The organism is Halopiger goleimassiliensis, assembly GCF_000455345.1.
Classification (GTDB): domain Archaea; phylum Halobacteriota; class Halobacteria; order Halobacteriales; family Natrialbaceae; genus Halopiger_A; species Halopiger_A goleimassiliensis.
In genome coordinates this window covers 1-16971 of record NZ_HG315691.1, presented here as the reverse complement: position 1 = coordinate 16971, position 16971 = coordinate 1, and the positions used below count along the sequence as shown (strand labels likewise).

Genomic DNA, 16971 nt, shown 5'->3' with positions numbered 1-16971 from the left:
TCGTGCACTCCGGGGACGGTAGAGCTCACTCGAGCGAGAGCGGCGCGTGCTCGAGTCGGTAGCCGTCCTCGATCTCCTCGACGTCGGCGACCTCGCGCAGGCGGATGTCCCGTTCCATCTTCGTCACGACCGGGGTGTCGTAGTACGTGGCCTCGTACTCGAAGGAGTCGCCGGCGGTCCGTCGCTGATCGACGAACTCCCGGTGGCGGGCCAGCCGGGTTCGGCCGACCGACCGGGAGAGCGCCGGGACGTCGTCGATGCGGTCCTCGAACGCCTCGAGGAAGGCCTCCTCGAGTTCGTACCCCACTGAGTGTCGGCCGGCACACATCGCGGCCAGGGTCGTCGTCCCGGTCCCCCAGAACGGATCGAGCACGGTGTCGCCGTAGGCCGAGTACATGCAGATTAGCCGGTAGGGAATCTCGAGCGGGTAGGCGGCCGATCGCTCGCGGAGGTCGTCGCCGGCGTCGAACTCGAGGGCCTGGAGTTCGCCGTTGACGTCCGTCCAGACGTCCGAGAACCACCGGTTTCGTTCCTCCCAGAAGAAGGCGGCCTCGTACCGACTGTCCGCTCCGGGCTCGAACGAGCGGCGGTCGTCACCCTTCCGGAAGAGCAGGACGTACTCGTGTTCTAAGGTGACGTAGGCGTTCGGCGGCAACGTTCCGCTCCCCATGAATTTGGCGGCGCTGTTGGCCGGCTTCCGCCAGAGGACGTCCGGGAGCGGTTCGAAGCCCCGGGCCTCGAACGCCTCGAGCACCCGGGCGTGGTTCGAATAGACCCGAAAGCTCCCGTCGAGCGATCGGGTCGCGTCGCCGACGTTGATGCAGGCGATGCCGCCGTCGACGAGTACCCGCTCGAGTTCGTCCCAGACGCGATCCAACTGGGCGTGCATCGCCTCGAACGCCGCGGTCCCGTCCCCGTCCTCGAGCGCGTCGGCGACCGCCGGATCGAGCTCCGCGAACAGCTCGTCCCACATCTCGATCATCGGATACGGCGGCGACGTGACGACGAGTTCGACGGACTCGTCGTCGACGTCGGAGAGGCGACGAGAATCGCCGACGAACACGCGATGGGTCGTCTCCATTACCTGGCACTGTCCCCGTCGGCCCCTTAGCTCCTTCGTCACCGACGGCTGGCGATTCCGGGGCCGAACACGACCCGTTCGACTCGAGAGAGACGCGAGTCCCGTCGCAATCGGCTTCGATGCGATCCTGGATACCGCTCCTGATGGCTGGTGGGAAGCGGGGCGAACCGTTACTCTTCGGTCATTTCGTCGTCTTCCGCTTCGAGTTCCTCCTCGTCTTCGTCGGACTCGTCGGAGGCTTCTTCCTCCTCCTCGCCGCTCGTGGCCGGTTCGAACTCCTCGATCGGTTCCCACTCCTCTTCCTCGCCGCCCGAGAGCTGTCGTCGCACCAGCACGGCGGCGACGCCGATGGCACCCAGCGCGAGGATGAGCCGGGGCAAACTGCGGCCGGAGTCCTCGTCTGCCGTCGGCTCCGGTTCCGCCTCCGTCTTGGCTTCCATCGCCTCCTCCGCGACGTCCTCGATGATTTCGGGCTCCTGAACGTCCTCGAGCGAAGGCGTCTCGATCTCACCTGAGCTCTGGCCGACGGCGAACCCGAGGGCCGCGCCGAGGCCGAACGCCGCACCGATCAACGGGAGACGGCGGCCGCTCGGCCGCGCGCCGGACTCGTCGACGGCCTCGAGGATCGAATCCCGAAGCGGGCTATCGAGGCCCATCTCGACGGCTTCTTTGACGACGAGTTCGGAGAGCGACTGGTCCTGTTGTTCCGTTTCGGGCATAATCCGCTTCGATGTCAGCGGCGCATATAGTTCTGTTCACCGTTGCGACGGGTTTACTGCCATCGCGTAGCGTTAAACGGGGCGTACGCTTCTCGTCGCCGTCGGTAATCGTAAATTACCTACCGGGTTTCGTTCGTGAGGAGTGGTCCGAACGGGTACGTGGGGTATCGAGTAGCGGCATCGATCGATCGAGCGAACGGAGCGATCGGACCGTCAGCCTGACACCAGAGTAGCCGGTCGAGCACTCGTCCGGTCGGACCGACGACCACCCCTCTCTGACCACCCGAAACGTCGTGTTACCCCGCTATAAAGTCACGAGCGCGTCGCATTCGTGCTGAGTAATGGGTTGCATAACGAAAGCCGTCGTGACCGAACTGGGGGTAATGAGCGTCATTCGTCAGCCGGGGATGCTGGGGCGGACGACCAGGCGTCGCCTCGTCGGCGTCACGGCCGCGCTGACGACGGCAGCCCTGGAAACCCTCGCCGTCGTCAGCTGGTTCGGCCTCGTGTCGGGCTCTCCATCGGCGTCGACGGCGCTGGGAGGGCTGGGGATTCTCTTCTGCGGATCGCTGCTCCGGACCGGGATCTTCGGCCGGACCGTCGGCGAACTGGGTGATCTCCTCCAGCCACCCAGGGTGGGAGCGGCGCTGGCGCTGACCGGAGGGTGGGTGCTCTGGCTGTTCGTCGCCGACGCCGTCGGCGGGCGAGCCGGCGTCGTGGCCGGGACCGTCGTCCTGGTCGTCGTCCTCACCGGCCAACTGTCGCTCGAGCGCCGGGCGTTCTCGCTCCGAGCGCCGCGGTCCGTGTTGCATCCGCTGGTGGCGCTCGTGGTCCCGGCCCTGTTGCTTGCAGCCGGGGGAGCGGTGTTGCTCGCGTCCGCCCAGGTCGCCGACTGGACCGTTGTCTCCCCGCCGCTCTCGCTCGAGGTCACGACGGTGGTCGTACAGATCGACGCGATCCAGCTCGGTGCCGTCGGGTTTGCCCTCTGTGCCGTACTCGCTCACCAGTGGCGCTTTCAGCGAACGCTCGACCCCTGACAGCGCCGGCGCTCCGCTCGCTCTCGAGTGCGTACGTACAACTGGGCGGCGACGCCGAAAGCAACCGCTAGTAGCGAGGACCGACGTCCGCCATTTTCGAGAAACTACGTCCTGGCTGTCGTCGGACCGGGAATCAGTATCGTTCCGTAACAGCGGACGACGACAGCGGAACGTCACGGAACAGAAGGCTCGAGAGACGGAGCCGGTCGTCGATCAGTCCTCGAGATTCACGTAGGTGATCGTCTCGGAGTCCCGGTAGACGACGCCGACGACGATCGGATCGCGTTGGGGGTTCGCGCTGTCCTCGTCCGTCAGGTCGACGGTCGTCGCGTCGCCCTCGGAAACCGTCTCGTGACCGTCCCAGTCGGTGGGTTCGCGCATGGTGGGCTCGGCGACGACGCCGAGATCGGTGGCGTCGATCGCGTCTCCGCCTGTGTGTTCGACGGTGAGTTCGCCGGCCTCCTCGTCGTAATCGACGTCGAACTCGGCGTCGGGGGCGACGACGTGTTCGAGAACCTCCCGTGGGTCGTCCGGAACGGTCCACTCGAGGGTGAGTACGGTGCCGACCTCGAACTCGCCGAGTTCGAATTCGTCGCCGTCGGTCAACGTGTCGTAGTGGTCGGCCGGCTGGACGGCTGCGGGCTCGCCGTCGACGAGCACCCGGAAGTTATCGGCGTCGCGGCTCACGTGCTCCCGGTAGACTGCGACCAGCCCGTTTTCGCGCTCGTCGACGCTAAACGCCCACCGTGGCTCCGCGCGGAACCGGAAGATCGACCTCGACGAGACGTAGTTGTCGCCCTCCTGAACGAGTCGTACGGAGACCCGGTCCTCGACGTCGACGTCCTCGAGGACGACGCTGTCGCCGTCGGTCAGCGTGTCGTGCTCCTGGGCAAACAGCTCCTCGTCGGTCCTCGTCTCGTCGCCGCGGAGGGCGACCGTCAGGTTCGACGGATCGCCCGGCTGTTCGCCGGTGTAGACCAGTTCGATCTCCTCGGCGTCGGGATCGTATTCGGCGTCGAACGACTCCCGACCGGCCGTAGTCTGCCCGATCGGCTGCTCGGTATCCTGGGGCCCCACCCAGACGAGTTCGACGTGTGCGACGGGTTCGACGTCGACCGTGAACGCGTCGCCGGGTTCGAAGGTATCGAACTCGTCGGACGGCTGCGTGCCCGCCGGTTCGCCGGCGACACGAAGCTCGAGTTCGTCGGCGTCGATCGCGTCACCGTCCGGCCCCTCGTCCCGATCCGTATACTCCACCGTGACGGTTCCATCGCTGTCGTCGTACGAGAGGTCGGCACGAGCAGTGGGCCGGACGATCTGTTCGGCGATGACCTCGGGGTCGTCGGGCTCGAGCCACTCGACGGCGACGTGCGTCCCGTGTTCGATGTCCCCGAGGTCGACCTCGTCGTTCTCCGAGAGCGTGTCGGTGACGTCGGTAAACTGCACGTCGGCGGGTTCGCCCTCGACCAGCACGCGGAACTCGTCGGCGTCGCGTTCGACGTCACTCCAGTAGCGGGCGACGACGGAGTCGTGGCGACTGGAGAGACGCATGCGCGGCGGACGGACGCGGAAGTAGACCAGCGACCGGCGTCCCCGGTTCGGGTTGGCCGGCACCGACAGGCGGAGCGAGACTCCGTCACCGAGGGTGACGTCCTCCGCGACGATCGTATCGCCGGCGGTGAGCGAGCCGGAGACGTCGATCGCCGACTGCTCGGCCTCGGCCGACCCCTCCTCCTGTCGCACCAGTTCGAGGAGGTCCGGATCGGCCGCGAGTTCCCCGACGTACGTGATCTCGACGGCGTCGTTCTCGAGGTCGTGAGTCGTCTCGAACGACTCAGAGCCGACGAGCGTCGTATCGTAGTAGTAGTACACGTTCTCGGCTTCGTCGAACCAGCGCAGGCCGACGTCAGCCAGCGGGCCGGTCTCGAGTTCGAAGGTGTCGCCTTCGGCGAACGTCGCGTGCTCGTCCGCGAGTTGCTCGTCCGCGAGTTCGCCGTTGTTCCACACCTCGAGCATTGCGGTGTCGATCGGTTCGCCGTGGTCGTGTTCGAACGTGACGGTACCCTCGTCGGCGTTCGAGCGGGCGCGGATTCGCGCGTCCGGTGCGGCGTCACGGTCGCGCTCGGGGGGCTGTTCGACGACGGCCTCGACGTGGACGAAGCGATCGCCGTTCGGTTGCTCGAACGTCGTCTCGAGGACGTCACCCTGCTCGAGCCGTTCGATTCGTTCGCGAACCCACTCGCCGTCGACCTCGACGTCGGCGTCGTCGGCGAGGTGGAGGACGTACTCGGTCTCGAGGGTGTCGTCGTCGGTTCGCTCCGAGGGCGGCACCTCCCGGCCGGTACCGATCGCTTCGACGACGTCGCCGTCGAACTCGTGGTGCGGTATTTCGGAGAAGTCGGGGACGAACGTAACGTACGACTTCGAGTCCAGGAACTCGAACGTCGATTCAGTCGTTTCGGGATCGGTGATGACGGTCGGTTCGTCGCCGTTTGCTGCCGCGATGGCGGTTTCGACGACGGCAGTCCCGTCGCCTTCCGCGGCGACCAGGCGGCCGTCCGTGGCCGCGAACGTTCCACCGTCGACCGTACCGACGGTCCAGCCGTCGATCTCCTCGTCGCCGTCAGGTCGGTCGAACGAGCCGCTGATAACGGCGATCGTCGTCTCCTCGCCGAATGCGATGGCCGTTTCCGCGACCGAATCGGCGTCGATATCGTCGATCTCCGCGGACACGCCGTTGATTCCGACGTAGCCGGGCCACGCCTCCGAATCGCGGAGGTCCACGTATATGAGGTGCCGATAGCTCGTGTCGAGGGCCGATTCGCCGGGAACCAGTTCGAGAACGGACTCGAGGTCGGACGGGAGGGACGTCCGACCCTCGTCGTCAGCGTCGGCCGTCGCTGCGCCGGCGTATCCGGAGAGGGCGATCGCTGCGACGGTCCCGCTTCCGACGATCAGTTCGCGTCTTCGCATACCTGACTCTTCAGAATCTTTTCCCTTCAATCTATTGGAAATGTAACCCGTTCCGTAATCGTGTGCCACGACGACGGACAACTCGTTGTCGGTCCCCACGTTCGAGTGGTGACGCCGGGAGCAGGAGATAACCGTGACCGTTGACGTCGGGAGCAGGAGATTATCGTCGGAGGCGCGCACGAACCCCGTCGTCGCCTCGTTCGATCTCGACGAGTTCGTCGTCCACGAGGTCTCCGAGCAGTCCCTCGAGCCACTCGCGACCGTACTCACCGTCGGGCGCGTAATCGACGCGGATGCGGTGGCCGAGCGCGTCGAGTTCCAGTTCGTCGTACTCCCGGAGCGTGGCGATCACGCGGCCCCGGAACTGCCGGCGACTCCCCTCGAAACTCGGCTGGGTCGGTACGTCCGGCGCGGTGAAGTCGCCGCTGGCGTAGGCCGAACACCACTCGCGCCAGGGACAGCCGGTTTCGTCACAGCGGGGCGTCTGCGTACAGGCGACGCCGCCCAGTTCCATGATCGCGTTGTTCCACACCCGCGATTTCCCGTGGGGCATGAGGTCGCTCGCTGCGTCCTCGAAGGCCGCGTCGTCGTCCGGGACGTCGAACGCCCGGTAGCAGACCCGTTTGACGTTCGTGTCGACGACGGCGTCGCCGTTGTTGAACGCGAAGCTCGCGACCGCGTTGGCGGTGTAGGGGCCGACGCCCATCAACTCCTGCAGTTCGTCGGGGGAGTCCGGAAATTCACCGTCGTACTCGTCTTCCACCTGACGCGCTGCCTCGTGGAGGTACTTCGCACGGTTGTTGTACCCCAGGCTGTGGTCGGTCCAGAAACCGACGACGGCCGCCCGATCCGCGGCCGCGAGGTCGGCCGTCGTCGGCCACCGCTCGAGGAACCCCTCCCAGGCGTCGACCACCCGATCGAGTTGGGTCTGCTGGCTCATCACCTCGCTGACGAGGATCTCGTAGGGGTCGTCGGTCCGTCGCCAGGGGAACTCGCGATGGTCGGCTTCGTACCACTCGATCAGGGCGTTGCGGACGGCCTCGCGGTCGTCGGGGAGGCACCAGTCGTCCGTCGCCTCCGTGTCGGTCATCGACGGCAGTTAGGAGAGCGACGGTTTAGGGGTGGTGGTCCTGTGGCGAGCCCCCGAGTGACGGCGGGGTCGACTGCACGTCACCGCTCGCGTGGTACCAGGACACCACCGCTTAACTCACCGGCCCGCCTCGAGTCGCGTATGTACACGCCAGCCCAGAACGCACAACTGGCGCTCCTGCTCGAGGTCGCGGGGACGCCCAAGCCGGGCAACGTGGACCGCCACCGTGACCTCGCGGACCTGCGGTTCGAACACTTCCTCGCGGGGTCGGTGGGTGCCCAGCGGGGCCTCGAGATGGCAGCCGACGGTGCGGGCGTGGGACCGGCCTTCGAGCGGGCGGTCGAGGGGATGGCCACTCAGTCGGCCGGCAACACCCAGTTCGGCGCGTTGCTCCTGCTCGTTCCGCTGGTCAGGGCGGCGCGCGAGGACCTCACACAGCCGGTCGTCGAGTCGGTAGTCGAGGAGACGACCGTCGCCGACGCCGCGGCGTTCTACCGGGCGTTCGATCACGTCGACGTCTTCGTCGACGACCCCCCCGCGGAGATGGACGCGCTCGACGTCCGTCGCGGGAGCGACGCCGTCCCGGCGCTCGAGGACCGGGGACTGACCCTGTTCGACGTGCTGGAGCGTAGCGTCCCCGGCGACGACGTCGCCCGCGAGTGGGTGCGTGGCTTCGAGCGCTCGTTCACCGCGGCCGAGCGTCTCGCGGACGCGAACGGGACTGTGCTGGATCGGACCGCCGCCGTCTTCCTCTCGTTGCTCGCCGACCGGCCCGACACGCTCGTCGCCACCCGAAGCGGTGAGGCCGTCGCCGCAGAAGTGACCGACCGTGCGCGCGATCTGCACGAGCGAAACGCCCTCGAGACCGACCGCGAGGCCATCGAGGCGTTCGCTGACGACCTCGTCGAACGCGGGGTCAACCCCGGGACGACCGCCGACGTCACCGCGGCCGGGTTGTTCGTCGCCCTCGAGCGGGGAGGGCTCGAGCTATGACTGGCTCCGGCGACGCCGAGGATGGGGAGGAGAGGTCGGGCGCTATCGACGGCGAGTGGCCCGTCGACCTGTCCGGCGTGACGGAAACCGTCGTCACGACGCTCGGTCCGAACGGCCGCTGGAACGCCGCCGCGCTCGGGCTGTTCGCCGGTGACCCCGTCACCGCGAGAACGTGGGGCCGAACGCGGACGCGGGGCAACTTCCACCGTCAGGGAGAGGGCTACGTCCAGTTCGTCGACGATCCGGTCGTCTTCGCCGACGCCGCGCTGTCGATCGTCGAGCGCGACGACCCCGTCCTCGAGTCGGCGGCCGCCTGGTGCCGCGTCGCCGTCGACCCCGTCGACCGCGGGACCGAGGGCGACACCGAGTGGGAGGAGTGGACACTCGAGCCCCTCGAGTCGGCGGTCGAACGGCGGACGGTGCCCACGATCGATCGTGGGTTCGGGGCGGTGATCGAGGCGACCGTCGCCGCCTCGCGACTCGACGTGGACGGGTACGACGAGGACGAACTCCGGGCTCGCCTCTCCTACTGCGCCTCGGTGGTCGAGCGCGCCGGCGACGAACGCGAACGCGCGGCGCTCGAGCGGGTTCGGGGCCACACCTCGTGGTGAACGGGTTCGTCCTGCTGGGGTTCCCGTGGAGACCGAAAGAGAAAGGGATTAAGAGCCTCTGGACGAACGATCCGATATGGCAATCAAACCGGCCTACGTCAAGAAGACCGGGAACCTCCTCCTGGAACGGTACCCGGACGCGTTCACGACCGACTTCGAACAGAACAAAGAGAGCGTCGAGAAGCTCACGAACGTCGAATCGAAGGGCGTCCGGAACCGCATCGCCGGCTACGTCACCCGGAAGAAGAGTTCGCAGGCTGCCGCATAAGCCGCCGTTCTGCTGCGTTCATCGAGCCCCGTAGCTACGCGTCACGATCGGGTAGTCCGTCATGTGTCGTTGGCAGCGTCGGCGTCGACGCTACCGCGTGAGTATGGGGGGCGGCCGTCGGTCGGCCGGTCTCGCTTCGAGAATCAGTAGTCCCAGCCCAGTTCCATGAACGCCGCCACGATGAACGCGCCGATGGCGAAAAACATCGTGAGCATGAACCCGACGACCCCTTTCACCAGGGACAGTTCCGTGCCGAGGACCGGCAGCGTCGAGTCCTGGTATCCCGTCCAGAGGACGACGAGTGCGATCAGCGCGAGGACGACGGCCCCGACGGTCGCGACGATATTGAACGTCGACTCGGTCAGCCGCAACCCGTCGGAACTGGTGGTCGAGGTCGTCACGCCGACCACCCGCCTTCGACGCAATACACCGGTTCGACCACGTCTCGGTTGTCGTGCATTGGTGAGTACGTAACACTCCGTTTTCTTAATCCCTTCTATGCAAGGTGGACCGCGTTGCCCGCCTCGAGCGCTCAGTCCGCTGTGACCGTCCGCCCGGGGATGCGTTCGCTGGAGAACGGGCAAATCGGCCCGAACCCAAACGGTTTTGCGGTCACGTACCCGAGTGCCGGGAAATGGCAGTACGAGTTGGCGTACTCGGCGCAACCGGGGCCGTCGGACAACGACTGATCCAGCTGCTCGATCCCCACCCGGAGTTCGAGATCGCAGCACTGACAGCCAGCGAATCGAGCGCCGGCAAGACGTATCGACAGGCCGCGAAGTGGCGCGTCGAGGGGCCGATCCCCGAGGACGTCGCCGAGATGACCGTTACGGAAACCGATCCCGACGCGGTGCCGGACGACGTCGCGTTGATCTTCTCGTCGCTCCCCTCGAACGTCGGAGCCGAGGTCGAACCCGGCTTCTGTGAGGCGGGCTACGTCGTCTCCTCGAACTCCTCGAACGGCCGGATGGACGACGACGTGCCGCTGGTCATCCCGGAGGTCAACGCCGAACACCTCGACCTGCTCGAGGTCCAGCGCGATCGGCGCGGCTGGGACGGCGCGATGGTCAAGAACCCGAACTGCTCGACGATCACCTTCGTCCCCACGCTGGCCGCACTGACCGACTACGGCCTCGAGAAGGTCCACGTCTCGACGCTGCAGGCCGTCTCCGGCGCGGGCTACGACGGCGTCACCTCGATGGAGATCATCGACAACGCCATCCCCTACATCGGCAGCGAAGAGGACAAACTCGAGACCGAGTCCCGGAAGCTGCTCGGCGAGTTCGACGGCGCTTCCCTGACCCACAACAGTATGGAGGTCGCCGCCTCGTGTAACCGCATCCCGACGGTCGACGGTCACCTCGAGAACGTCTGGGTCGAAACCGCCGAGGACCTCTCTCCCGAGGCAGCGAAAGACGCGATGCGCGAGTACCCCTCGCTCGACCTGCGTTCCTCACCGGACCCGCTCATCCACGTCTTCGAGGAGCCCGACCGCCCCCAGCCCCGCATGGACCGCAACGTCGGCGACGGGATGGCCATCGCCGCGGGCGGCCACCGCGAGTCGACGTTCGGCCTCCAGTACAACTGTCTCGCCCACAACACGCTACGCGGCGCGGCTGGGGCGAGCGTTCTCAACGGCGAACTGCTGCTCGAGAACGGCTACCTCTAACCCGGCCCAACCACCTACTCGCGTCCGTTCGTTCTCACGAGGTCCCCGATACGACGATTCGCCCGCCTAGAGCGTGCTCCCGGCCCAACGTGCCGAACGATCGGACTCGAGCGACCGAACACCCTGCATGATTTGGCGGCGGGCACTAGTACCGACGGTGCAAAAGGAAACTATGTTGCCCGTCATCTCCGATCCCGAATCCCTGTCGACTCCCGGTTCGGCCCCCGCTTTCGAGGACTCGGATACGGCAGCCGTCCTCGAGGACCCGCTGCGGCTCGCCGTTCTCCGCTATGTGGCGACCCAGGAGTCGGCGGTCCCCATCACGGACCTGGCCGATCACCTGACGGTCGAACTCGAGGACGACGATCGGTCCGCCGGCCGGATCGCTGGGTGGGGCGACGCACTGTTGGGGACGCGCCGACGGCTGCAGATTTCGCTTCGACACGTGCACGCGCCGGCGCTCGCCGACGTCGATGCCGTCGCGTTCGATATCGAGGAGAACACCCTGGCGATCCGCGAGCGCGGCGAAGCCCTGCTCGAGCGGGCGACGGGACTCGACGCCGTTGCCGAGGCCGACGCGCCGCTCGAGGCCTCGAGTACGTAGAAATCCGCCGCTCGTTTTGGACGCGACCGATCGCGATCAGCGATGCGGGAGGGCGACGACCGGGACGGACGCCTCCTTGACCATCCGTCGGGCCACGTCCCCGGTCAACAACTCCGTGAGCCGGTTCCCCTCCCGCGGCGAGAAGGCGACGACGTCGACGCCTCGGTCCTCGGCCTCGTCGAAGATCCGATCCACGACGTCGGTTCCGAAGAGGACGGCCGTCTCGACGGTCGCGGGCGACGAGGTGAGCACGCTCTCGGCACGCTCGAACATCTCCTCGGCGTACGCCTCGCGCTGTTCGACCGACGCCTTGTCGGGCGCGCCGCCGGCCTTCTCGATCACGTTGACCACGACGACCGAACTCGTCTCCTCGAGGTACGGAACGAGCGATTCGGCAGTCTCCTCCGCGTCGTCGGGGTCGGCCACCGGGAGGAGCACCGTCCCCGAGAGCGAGAGCGTCATCGCCGATCACCCACGTCCGCCCCGATCCGACGGTTCGGTACCGCCCCGTCGAAGCCCGCAGTCCGTCGATTCATAGCCGTCACTTCGAACCGCGCCCTGAAAAAGGTACACGCGGGTCCGGCCCCTCGATCGTGGGTTACAGTTCGACCTCGTTACGGAGCGGCCCGCCGTCCCCGTAGAAGCGGCGGGCGTTCTCCGCGACGATGTCGGCCAGCCGATCGTAGTACTTCGGCGTGTGGCCCGCGTTGTGGGGCGTGATCTGGACGTTTCCGAAGTTCCACAGGGGGTGGTCCTCCGGGAGCGGCTCCGGATCGGTCACGTCCAGCGACGCGCCGCGGATCGCCTCCCGGCGCAGGGCGTCGACGAGCGCCTCGGTGTCGACGACGGGCCCGCGGGCGACGTTGACTACGACCGCGTTCGGATCGAGCGTCGTCAGGGCGTCGGCGTCGACCAGCCCCCGCGTCGTCTCCGTCAGCGGACAGGCGAGCACCAGGTAGTCCGTCCGCGCGAGTGCGTCGTGGAACGCGTCGCGCTCGAAGCCGACGACCTCGTCCGTGGGTCCGCCCTTCGACGGCGTGTAACGGACGCCGACCGTCTCGACGCCGAACGGCTCGAGGCGGTCGGCCACCGCCCGGCCGATCGCACCCAGGCCGACGATGGTCACGGTCGAGCCCTGCAGTTCGTGGGCCTTGTAGTGTCGCCACTCGCGGCGGCGCTGGCGACGCCCGGCGACGTGGAACCGGCGGGTGAAATAGAGGATCGATCCCAGGACGTGTTCGCCCATGTTCGGCGCGTGGACGCCCGACGCGTTCGTCACCGCGACGCCGCGTTCGTCGAGTTCGTCCATCGGGAGGTGATCCGTCCCGGCGTAGGCACAGGCGAACACCTCGAGGTTCTCGGCGCGCTCGAGCACCGACTCCTCGAGGGTCATCCCCGTGACGAACGGAACGTTCCGGATCGCGTCCCGTTCGTCGGCCGGCGTGCGCGCCAGTTCGACGGCCCGATCCGGAAGCCGCGCCCGGATGGCCTTGGCGTACTCCTCGACCGGCGTTCCGTGGGTCCCCCGACGCAGTACGAGGACGTCCGGGGTCTCGTCGCTCGTCGTCCCGTCGGTTGCGGACATGTGCGTCCGGTCGACCGACGCGAGCAAAAGTCTCCCGGCTCGAGCCCCCCGATTCGGGGACGAAATGCAGGCAGTTTAATATGGGCCACTGAGTGCCAACGGAGTATGGAACGCGTAGACGTCGCGATCGTCGGCGGCGGCCCCGCGGGTGCCTGTGCAGCCGAGCGGGCCGCAGCCCACGGTGCCGAGACGGTCCTGTTCGAGCAGGGCGTCCCACGCGAGGACCGGGACGAACTCGGGCCCGATTCGACCGACGCCGCCGGAATGCTCGATTACTGGGTCGACATCATGGACTTCGACTACCGGGAGATTCCCGACGAGATCATCCTCCGGGAACTCGAGGGCACCGAGTTCGTCGGCCCCTCGACGAGCGTCGAGTTGACGACCACCGGGATGGACGCCAGCTACCCGAAGTTCGGGTACACCTTCCACCGTGCCCGCATGGACGACTGGCTCCACGAACGCGCCGCCGACGCCGGTGCGGACCTCCGCGTCGGCACCGGCGTCACCGACCTCGAGACCGACCTTCGTGCCTCGAGTCCGAAGGGGCCGACCCACACGCTGACCCTGTCGAACGGCGACCAGCTCGAGGCCCAGTACGTCGTCCTGGCCGACGGTCCGCAGCGCCGGATCACGCTGGACGCGCTCGACCAGTTCACTCCACCGGGCCGCAGCATCGCAGACTCCCTCTCACCGCCGGAGGCCAACCACATCGCCTACCAGGAGTACCGGGAGTTCCCCGAGGAACTGTTCGCCGAGTTCGAGGATCGTCTCAAATTCTGGTGGGGCTACATGCCCGGCGAAACGGCCTATCCCTGGATCTTCCCCAACGACAGCCGGGTCGCCCGCGTCGGCCTCACGATGCCGATCGGCATGCAACTCGAGGACGTCGACGACCCTGCCTCGTACAAACTGCTCGAACCCTCCGACAGCCAGTTGCCCTCCGGATCGGAGTACATCAGTCGACTCCTCGAACAGGAGTATGGCGACGAGTACGACGTCGAGTCCGACATCCCCCGCGTCGAGGACCGCGGCAAGTCCAAGGGGACCGAAACGTATCCGATCTCCTCGACCCGGCCGATCGACTCGCCCGTCGGCGCGAACGTCGCCGTCGCCGGCGGTGCGATGGGGACGACCTCGGCGTTCCACGAGGGCGGCTACCACGTCGCCGTCCGCACCGGCAAGATCGCCGGCCGCCTCGCCGCGACGGACTCGCTCGAACACTACAACGACCTCTGGAAGCAAGCGATCGGCGACGAGGTCCTGCGGAACGTCGTCTTCGCCGATATCGTCCGGGAGTACGGTCCCGACGACTGGGACTGGGCCTTCGGCGTCGCCAACGACATGCAAGGCGGCGGTGACGACGAGCTGATCTCGAATCGCTTCTCGGCCGGTCTCGACGCCGTGAAACTGCTCGCCTCGTACAGGAAACGAAAGTTCGGCTACCGCGACGGCGGCTACGTCCAGTTCCCCGAGGACGACTACCTCTACTGAATCACGCTGCCCGTCGCTGCCCGTCGATTCGAACCTCACACGGTCCGGTACTCTACGGAAACCAGCCCTCCGCCCGCGGCTCCGTTGCTGGTTATCGATCCGAGCGCCACCGACTGGTCCGGCGAGAGCGCCTCGTCGGCGACGAACAACGCTCGAAGCGAGGGCGCGTGCTCGTACGCGATGACGTGCGAGTAGGCTGATCCGTCCGCACCCGCGGGCCGCCACCCCAGCTCGGTTTCGACGACGGACGCCCGCCGTCCCGGGACGAGTTGGTAGGGATACATCGCACCCTCGAGCGACGGAGTTCCGTTCGGATCGGACCGGTCGGCGGTCGCGTTCGACGACGTAGCACTCGCCGTCGACGCACCGATCACTGCACCCGTCGCTACGACGCCACTCTTGAGCACCGCTCGTCTCGTCGGTCGTGAATCGTCGGAGGTCATCTGTCGTATCAGTACTCCGACCACCAACGTCGGTATAACCGTTTGCCGTGATGATACCGGCATCGTCGATGCGGCCGCTCGAGGCCTCGAGATCGGTTTCAGGACGGACTCGTTCGAGTCGGCTCGTCCAGGTAGAACTGAGTTTCATCCGTGTTCGCAACTGTCGTTTATGGCTCTGGAGGTGGGCAGGGACGGGTGATGTTCTTCCACGAACCGGAGTTGCAGTACGAGGTTACCGTCGAAGATCCCGATCCGCACTTCGCGAAACTCCTCCAGCAGGCCATCGGCGGCCAGGAAGGCGAGATGCGCGTCGCCATGCAGTACATGTTCCAGGCCTGGGCGCTGCCCGACGAGTACGAAGCGTATCGCGACCTCCTGATGGAAACCGCCACCGAAGAACTCGGCCACATCGAGATGCTCGCCTCCGCCGTCACGAAGAACCTCCGCGGGTCGCCCAAGCAGATGCGCGACGACGTCGAGGAGACCGCGGCGGCGGCCGCAGCGATGACCGGGCAGAACCCCCGGCAGTACCTCTCGTCGGGCCTTTCGGCGATGCCCGTCGACAGCAACGGCGTTCCGTTCACCGGCGGCTACGTCGTCGCATCGGGCAATCTTGCCGGTGACCTCTACGCGAACGTGATGGCCGAAGCGACCGGTCGCACGCTCGCGACCCGTCTCTGGGAGTACACCGACGACCCCGGAATGAAGGACATGCTCTCGTACCTCATCGCCCGCGACACGATGCACCAGAACCAGTGGCTCGAGGCCCTCGAGTCGCTCGATGATCCGGTTCCCGTCCCCGCCAGCTTCCCGCAGGAACAGGAAAACCAGGACGTCAACTACGCGTTCATGTCCACCCGACGGGATCCCCAGCCCGATCCCGGCTATCCCTGGACACAGGGGGATACGCCCGACAGCAAGGGCCAGTTTTCCTACCTCGCCGAACAGCCCGGTGACGGCGAAGTCGTCGCACCGGACCCCGATCCGTCGACGTACAACGATCCGGAAGAGTAACGGAACGATCACCCGACACGGCCGACTGAAACTGTTTTACCACTCGCTCGTCTAGAACCGATGCGTGCCTTTCGTCCCCGCCCGAGTATACCCATCCGGGTGCGATGACGGGCCGGCGAACCCGGGCACGCGACAGGTACCGGGGAACGCCACGAGTTCCCCCGCCCGGCACGAGGGTTAGCCAGCCGACGCGGCACGCCGCCACGGGATGAGGCTGGACGTTAGTGTTCCGGGTGACACTTCGTTTCTCGAGTCACGACGCCTAGTCGTCCGTGAACGCGCCAGCCTCGGTGACCGATGCTCCCTCGCGCTCGAAGCCGCGACTGCGCTCGAGCACGTCACGAACCGCCTCGAACTCGTCGCCCATCGCGACCGTATCGTCCTGTGGATCGTACTCGACGATGTCGGTCGTTTCGAGCTTCGGCACGTGCCGGTGGACCAACGAAATCTCGATCTCGCTCGTCCCGCTTCCGTCTCCCTTTTCGAGCGACGTACCGCGCTCCGCGCGAGCCACCGCCCGAGCCAGTTCGTCGATCGCCGCTCGCTCGTTCTCGAGGAGATAGTACAGTACGTACCGGCGGCGTGGCTGGGACAGCAAATCGAACACCGTGTCGAGCCACGCTCCTTCGCCCTGGGTCATGCTCGAATCGATGTGGTAGACCCGATTAAGAATCGCTCCAAATAAATTTGGTACGGACAGTAATCACCGTTCGACCAGCCGTCCGATACGCGCACGCGTAACGTCTGATTGTATCGCGTTCGGGGCGCGTCAGTAGCGTTCGAGTCGTCCAGGGAACCTCCTCTGCTAGGTTTGCCGGATCATCGGCTTCGACCGTCGTCGAGTTGGATGGAATCACGACTGCTCATCCGACGATTATCGATTTCCCTCGAGCGCTCCCGACCTCGGACGGTTGTCTCTCCACGGAGTAACATACAGTTACTGGCATCTCCTCCAGACGGTCTCAATTGGAGACGTTGTCCGCAGCGTACGCTAGTGCGGATCCGTTATAAATACGAGCGGCCCCACACAGCAGGTGCTGTGCGAGGCCTGAAGATGGAGTATGAGTGGTCGGCGGCGAATCGCCGTTCCCAGAGGGTCGCCCACTCCAGTACTAGCCGATACGCAGGCGGGCTTATCTTCCGTGTTCGGGACGGGTACGGGAGGTTCCCCGCCGCTGTGGCCGCCGTAACGCCGATCAGCGGAATCGAACCGCCGTCAAACCGTAATCGGTGGCTCTCTCGACCGTGTCGTACGTGTAGTCCAGTTTGCGTCTGGACCCGTTCTCGGGTCCGATCCAGATGCATAGAGTATGATTGAGTGGCTCGGCCGGTTAGTGCTCGCGGGCTCAACGCCTCGTTGCCTCGGCGCGTACACCCCGAGTCTATCGAC

At 66.5% G+C, this 16971-nt stretch carries 17 protein-coding genes and 1 rRNA gene; 8 read left to right on the top strand and 10 right to left on the bottom strand.

Going from position 1 to position 16971, the window contains the following annotated elements; translation table 11 throughout:
- Positions 1-25 precede the first annotated feature (25 nt).
- Both TX79_RS14900 and TX79_RS14895 read right to left on the bottom strand, forming a co-directional pair.
- Entirely contained in the window at positions 26-1081 is a 1056-nt protein-coding gene (locus tag TX79_RS14900; protein ID WP_049928441.1) for a DNA-methyltransferase, read from the bottom strand.
- Positions 1082-1251: 170 nt separating this feature from the next.
- Positions 1252-1800, bottom strand: coding sequence for a hypothetical protein (locus TX79_RS14895; RefSeq protein ID WP_049928439.1), 549 nt, complete (start codon positions 1798-1800; stop codon positions 1252-1254).
- 383 nt (positions 1801-2183) lie between these two features.
- Here TX79_RS14895 and TX79_RS14890 point away from each other — a divergent pair, with 383 nt between their 5' ends.
- The gene (locus TX79_RS14890; protein ID WP_049928438.1) at positions 2184-2837 is read left to right on the top strand and encodes a hypothetical protein; all 654 of its coding nucleotides are present in this window, start codon (positions 2184-2186) and stop codon (positions 2835-2837) included.
- A 213-nt stretch (positions 2838-3050) separates the two neighbouring features.
- Here the strand turns inward: TX79_RS14890 and TX79_RS14885 are convergent, their stop codons facing one another.
- Positions 3051-5810 (bottom strand): hypothetical protein, encoded by a 2760-nt coding sequence (locus tag TX79_RS14885; protein ID WP_049928437.1) that lies wholly within the window; start codon positions 5808-5810, stop codon positions 3051-3053.
- Positions 5811-5970: 160 nt separating this feature from the next.
- Positions 5971-6900, bottom strand: coding sequence for an A/G-specific adenine glycosylase (locus TX79_RS14880; RefSeq protein ID WP_049928436.1), 930 nt, complete (start codon positions 6898-6900; stop codon positions 5971-5973).
- A gap of 141 nt (positions 6901-7041) precedes the next feature.
- On the opposite strand from TX79_RS14880, the gene TX79_RS14875 reads away from it, so the two are divergent.
- The 3 genes from TX79_RS14875 to TX79_RS14865 all read left to right on the top strand — a co-directional run bounded on the left by TX79_RS14875 (position 7042) and on the right by TX79_RS14865 (position 8772).
- A complete protein-coding gene (locus TX79_RS14875) occupies positions 7042-7893 on the top strand; it encodes a triphosphoribosyl-dephospho-CoA synthase (RefSeq protein WP_049928435.1) in 852 nt (283 codons plus the stop codon).
- Positions 7890-8504: a DUF447 domain-containing protein gene (locus TX79_RS14870; protein ID WP_049928434.1), complete on the top strand. Its 615-nt coding sequence runs from the start codon at positions 7890-7892 to the stop codon at positions 8502-8504. The genes TX79_RS14875 and TX79_RS14870 overlap by 4 nt, the downstream gene beginning before the upstream one ends.
- A gap of 76 nt (positions 8505-8580) precedes the next feature.
- Complete coding sequence (locus TX79_RS14865; RefSeq protein ID WP_049928433.1) at positions 8581-8772, top strand: 30S ribosomal protein S17e; 192 nt, start codon at positions 8581-8583, stop codon at positions 8770-8772.
- Between the two features lie 143 nt (positions 8773-8915).
- Here the strand turns inward: TX79_RS14865 and TX79_RS14860 are convergent, their stop codons facing one another.
- Complete coding sequence (locus TX79_RS14860; protein WP_081655653.1) at positions 8916-9173, bottom strand: hypothetical protein; 258 nt, start codon at positions 9171-9173, stop codon at positions 8916-8918.
- A gap of 233 nt (positions 9174-9406) precedes the next feature.
- Between TX79_RS14860 and asd the strand changes: the two genes are divergently transcribed.
- The gene (gene asd, locus TX79_RS14855) at positions 9407-10441 is read left to right on the top strand and encodes an aspartate-semialdehyde dehydrogenase (protein ID WP_049928431.1); all 1035 of its coding nucleotides are present in this window, start codon (positions 9407-9409) and stop codon (positions 10439-10441) included.
- 157 nt (positions 10442-10598) lie between these two features.
- Positions 10599-11045: a DUF7344 domain-containing protein gene (locus TX79_RS14850; protein ID WP_230198596.1), complete on the top strand. Its 447-nt coding sequence runs from the start codon at positions 10599-10601 to the stop codon at positions 11043-11045.
- Positions 11046-11081: 36 nt separating this feature from the next.
- Here the strand turns inward: TX79_RS14850 and TX79_RS14845 are convergent, their stop codons facing one another.
- Both TX79_RS14845 and TX79_RS14840 read right to left on the bottom strand, forming a co-directional pair.
- Positions 11082-11507, bottom strand: a complete 426-nt coding sequence (locus TX79_RS14845) for a universal stress protein (protein ID WP_049928429.1) — start codon at positions 11505-11507, stop codon at positions 11082-11084.
- A gap of 136 nt (positions 11508-11643) precedes the next feature.
- Positions 11644-12630, bottom strand: coding sequence for a D-2-hydroxyacid dehydrogenase (locus tag TX79_RS14840; protein WP_049929214.1), 987 nt, complete (start codon positions 12628-12630; stop codon positions 11644-11646).
- 105 nt (positions 12631-12735) lie between these two features.
- Here TX79_RS14840 and TX79_RS14835 point away from each other — a divergent pair, with 105 nt between their 5' ends.
- Entirely contained in the window at positions 12736-14124 is a 1389-nt protein-coding gene (locus TX79_RS14835; protein ID WP_049928428.1) for an NAD(P)/FAD-dependent oxidoreductase, read from the top strand.
- A gap of 35 nt (positions 14125-14159) precedes the next feature.
- On the opposite strand, the gene TX79_RS14830 is transcribed toward TX79_RS14835, so the two are convergent.
- Positions 14160-14567, bottom strand: coding sequence for a hypothetical protein (locus TX79_RS14830; protein ID WP_049928426.1), 408 nt, complete (start codon positions 14565-14567; stop codon positions 14160-14162).
- A 198-nt stretch (positions 14568-14765) separates the two neighbouring features.
- On the opposite strand from TX79_RS14830, the gene TX79_RS14825 reads away from it, so the two are divergent.
- The gene (locus TX79_RS14825) at positions 14766-15581 is read left to right on the top strand and encodes a manganese catalase family protein (protein ID WP_049928425.1); all 816 of its coding nucleotides are present in this window, start codon (positions 14766-14768) and stop codon (positions 15579-15581) included.
- A gap of 262 nt (positions 15582-15843) precedes the next feature.
- On the opposite strand, the gene TX79_RS14820 is transcribed toward TX79_RS14825, so the two are convergent.
- Positions 15844-16221, bottom strand: coding sequence for a DUF7344 domain-containing protein (locus TX79_RS14820; RefSeq protein ID WP_049928424.1), 378 nt, complete (start codon positions 16219-16221; stop codon positions 15844-15846).
- Positions 16222-16648: 427 nt separating this feature from the next.
- Positions 16649-16770 (bottom strand): 5S ribosomal RNA (gene rrf / locus TX79_RS14815).
- Positions 16771-16971 lie beyond the last annotated feature (201 nt).

Coding starts and splice junctions, on each gene's coding strand:
- TX79_RS14900 (WP_049928441.1), bottom strand. CDS start 1,081: ATGGAGACGACCCATCGCGTGTTCGTCGGCGATTCTCGTCGCCTCTCC.
- TX79_RS14875 (WP_049928435.1), top strand. CDS start 7,042: ATGTACACGCCAGCCCAGAACGCACAACTGGCGCTCCTGCTCGAGGTC.
- TX79_RS14880 (WP_049928436.1), bottom strand. CDS start 6,900: ATGACCGACACGGAGGCGACGGACGACTGGTGCCTCCCCGACGACCGC.
- TX79_RS14845 (WP_049928429.1), bottom strand. CDS start 11,507: ATGACGCTCTCGCTCTCGGGGACGGTGCTCCTCCCGGTGGCCGACCCC.
- TX79_RS14835 (WP_049928428.1), top strand. CDS start 12,736: ATGGAACGCGTAGACGTCGCGATCGTCGGCGGCGGCCCCGCGGGTGCC.
- TX79_RS14840 (WP_049929214.1), bottom strand. CDS start 12,630: ATGTCCGCAACCGACGGGACGACGAGCGACGAGACCCCGGACGTCCTC.
- TX79_RS14825 (WP_049928425.1), top strand. CDS start 14,766: ATGTTCTTCCACGAACCGGAGTTGCAGTACGAGGTTACCGTCGAAGAT.
- TX79_RS14885 (WP_049928437.1), bottom strand. CDS start 5,810: ATGCGAAGACGCGAACTGATCGTCGGAAGCGGGACCGTCGCAGCGATC.
- TX79_RS14870 (WP_049928434.1), top strand. CDS start 7,890: ATGACTGGCTCCGGCGACGCCGAGGATGGGGAGGAGAGGTCGGGCGCT.
- asd (WP_049928431.1), top strand. CDS start 9,407: ATGGCAGTACGAGTTGGCGTACTCGGCGCAACCGGGGCCGTCGGACAA.
- TX79_RS14890 (WP_049928438.1), top strand. CDS start 2,184: ATGAGCGTCATTCGTCAGCCGGGGATGCTGGGGCGGACGACCAGGCGT.
- TX79_RS14895 (WP_049928439.1), bottom strand. CDS start 1,800: ATGCCCGAAACGGAACAACAGGACCAGTCGCTCTCCGAACTCGTCGTC.
- TX79_RS14820 (WP_049928424.1), bottom strand. CDS start 16,221: ATGACCCAGGGCGAAGGAGCGTGGCTCGACACGGTGTTCGATTTGCTG.
- TX79_RS14830 (WP_049928426.1), bottom strand. CDS start 14,567: ATGACCTCCGACGATTCACGACCGACGAGACGAGCGGTGCTCAAGAGT.
- TX79_RS14865 (WP_049928433.1), top strand. CDS start 8,581: ATGGCAATCAAACCGGCCTACGTCAAGAAGACCGGGAACCTCCTCCTG.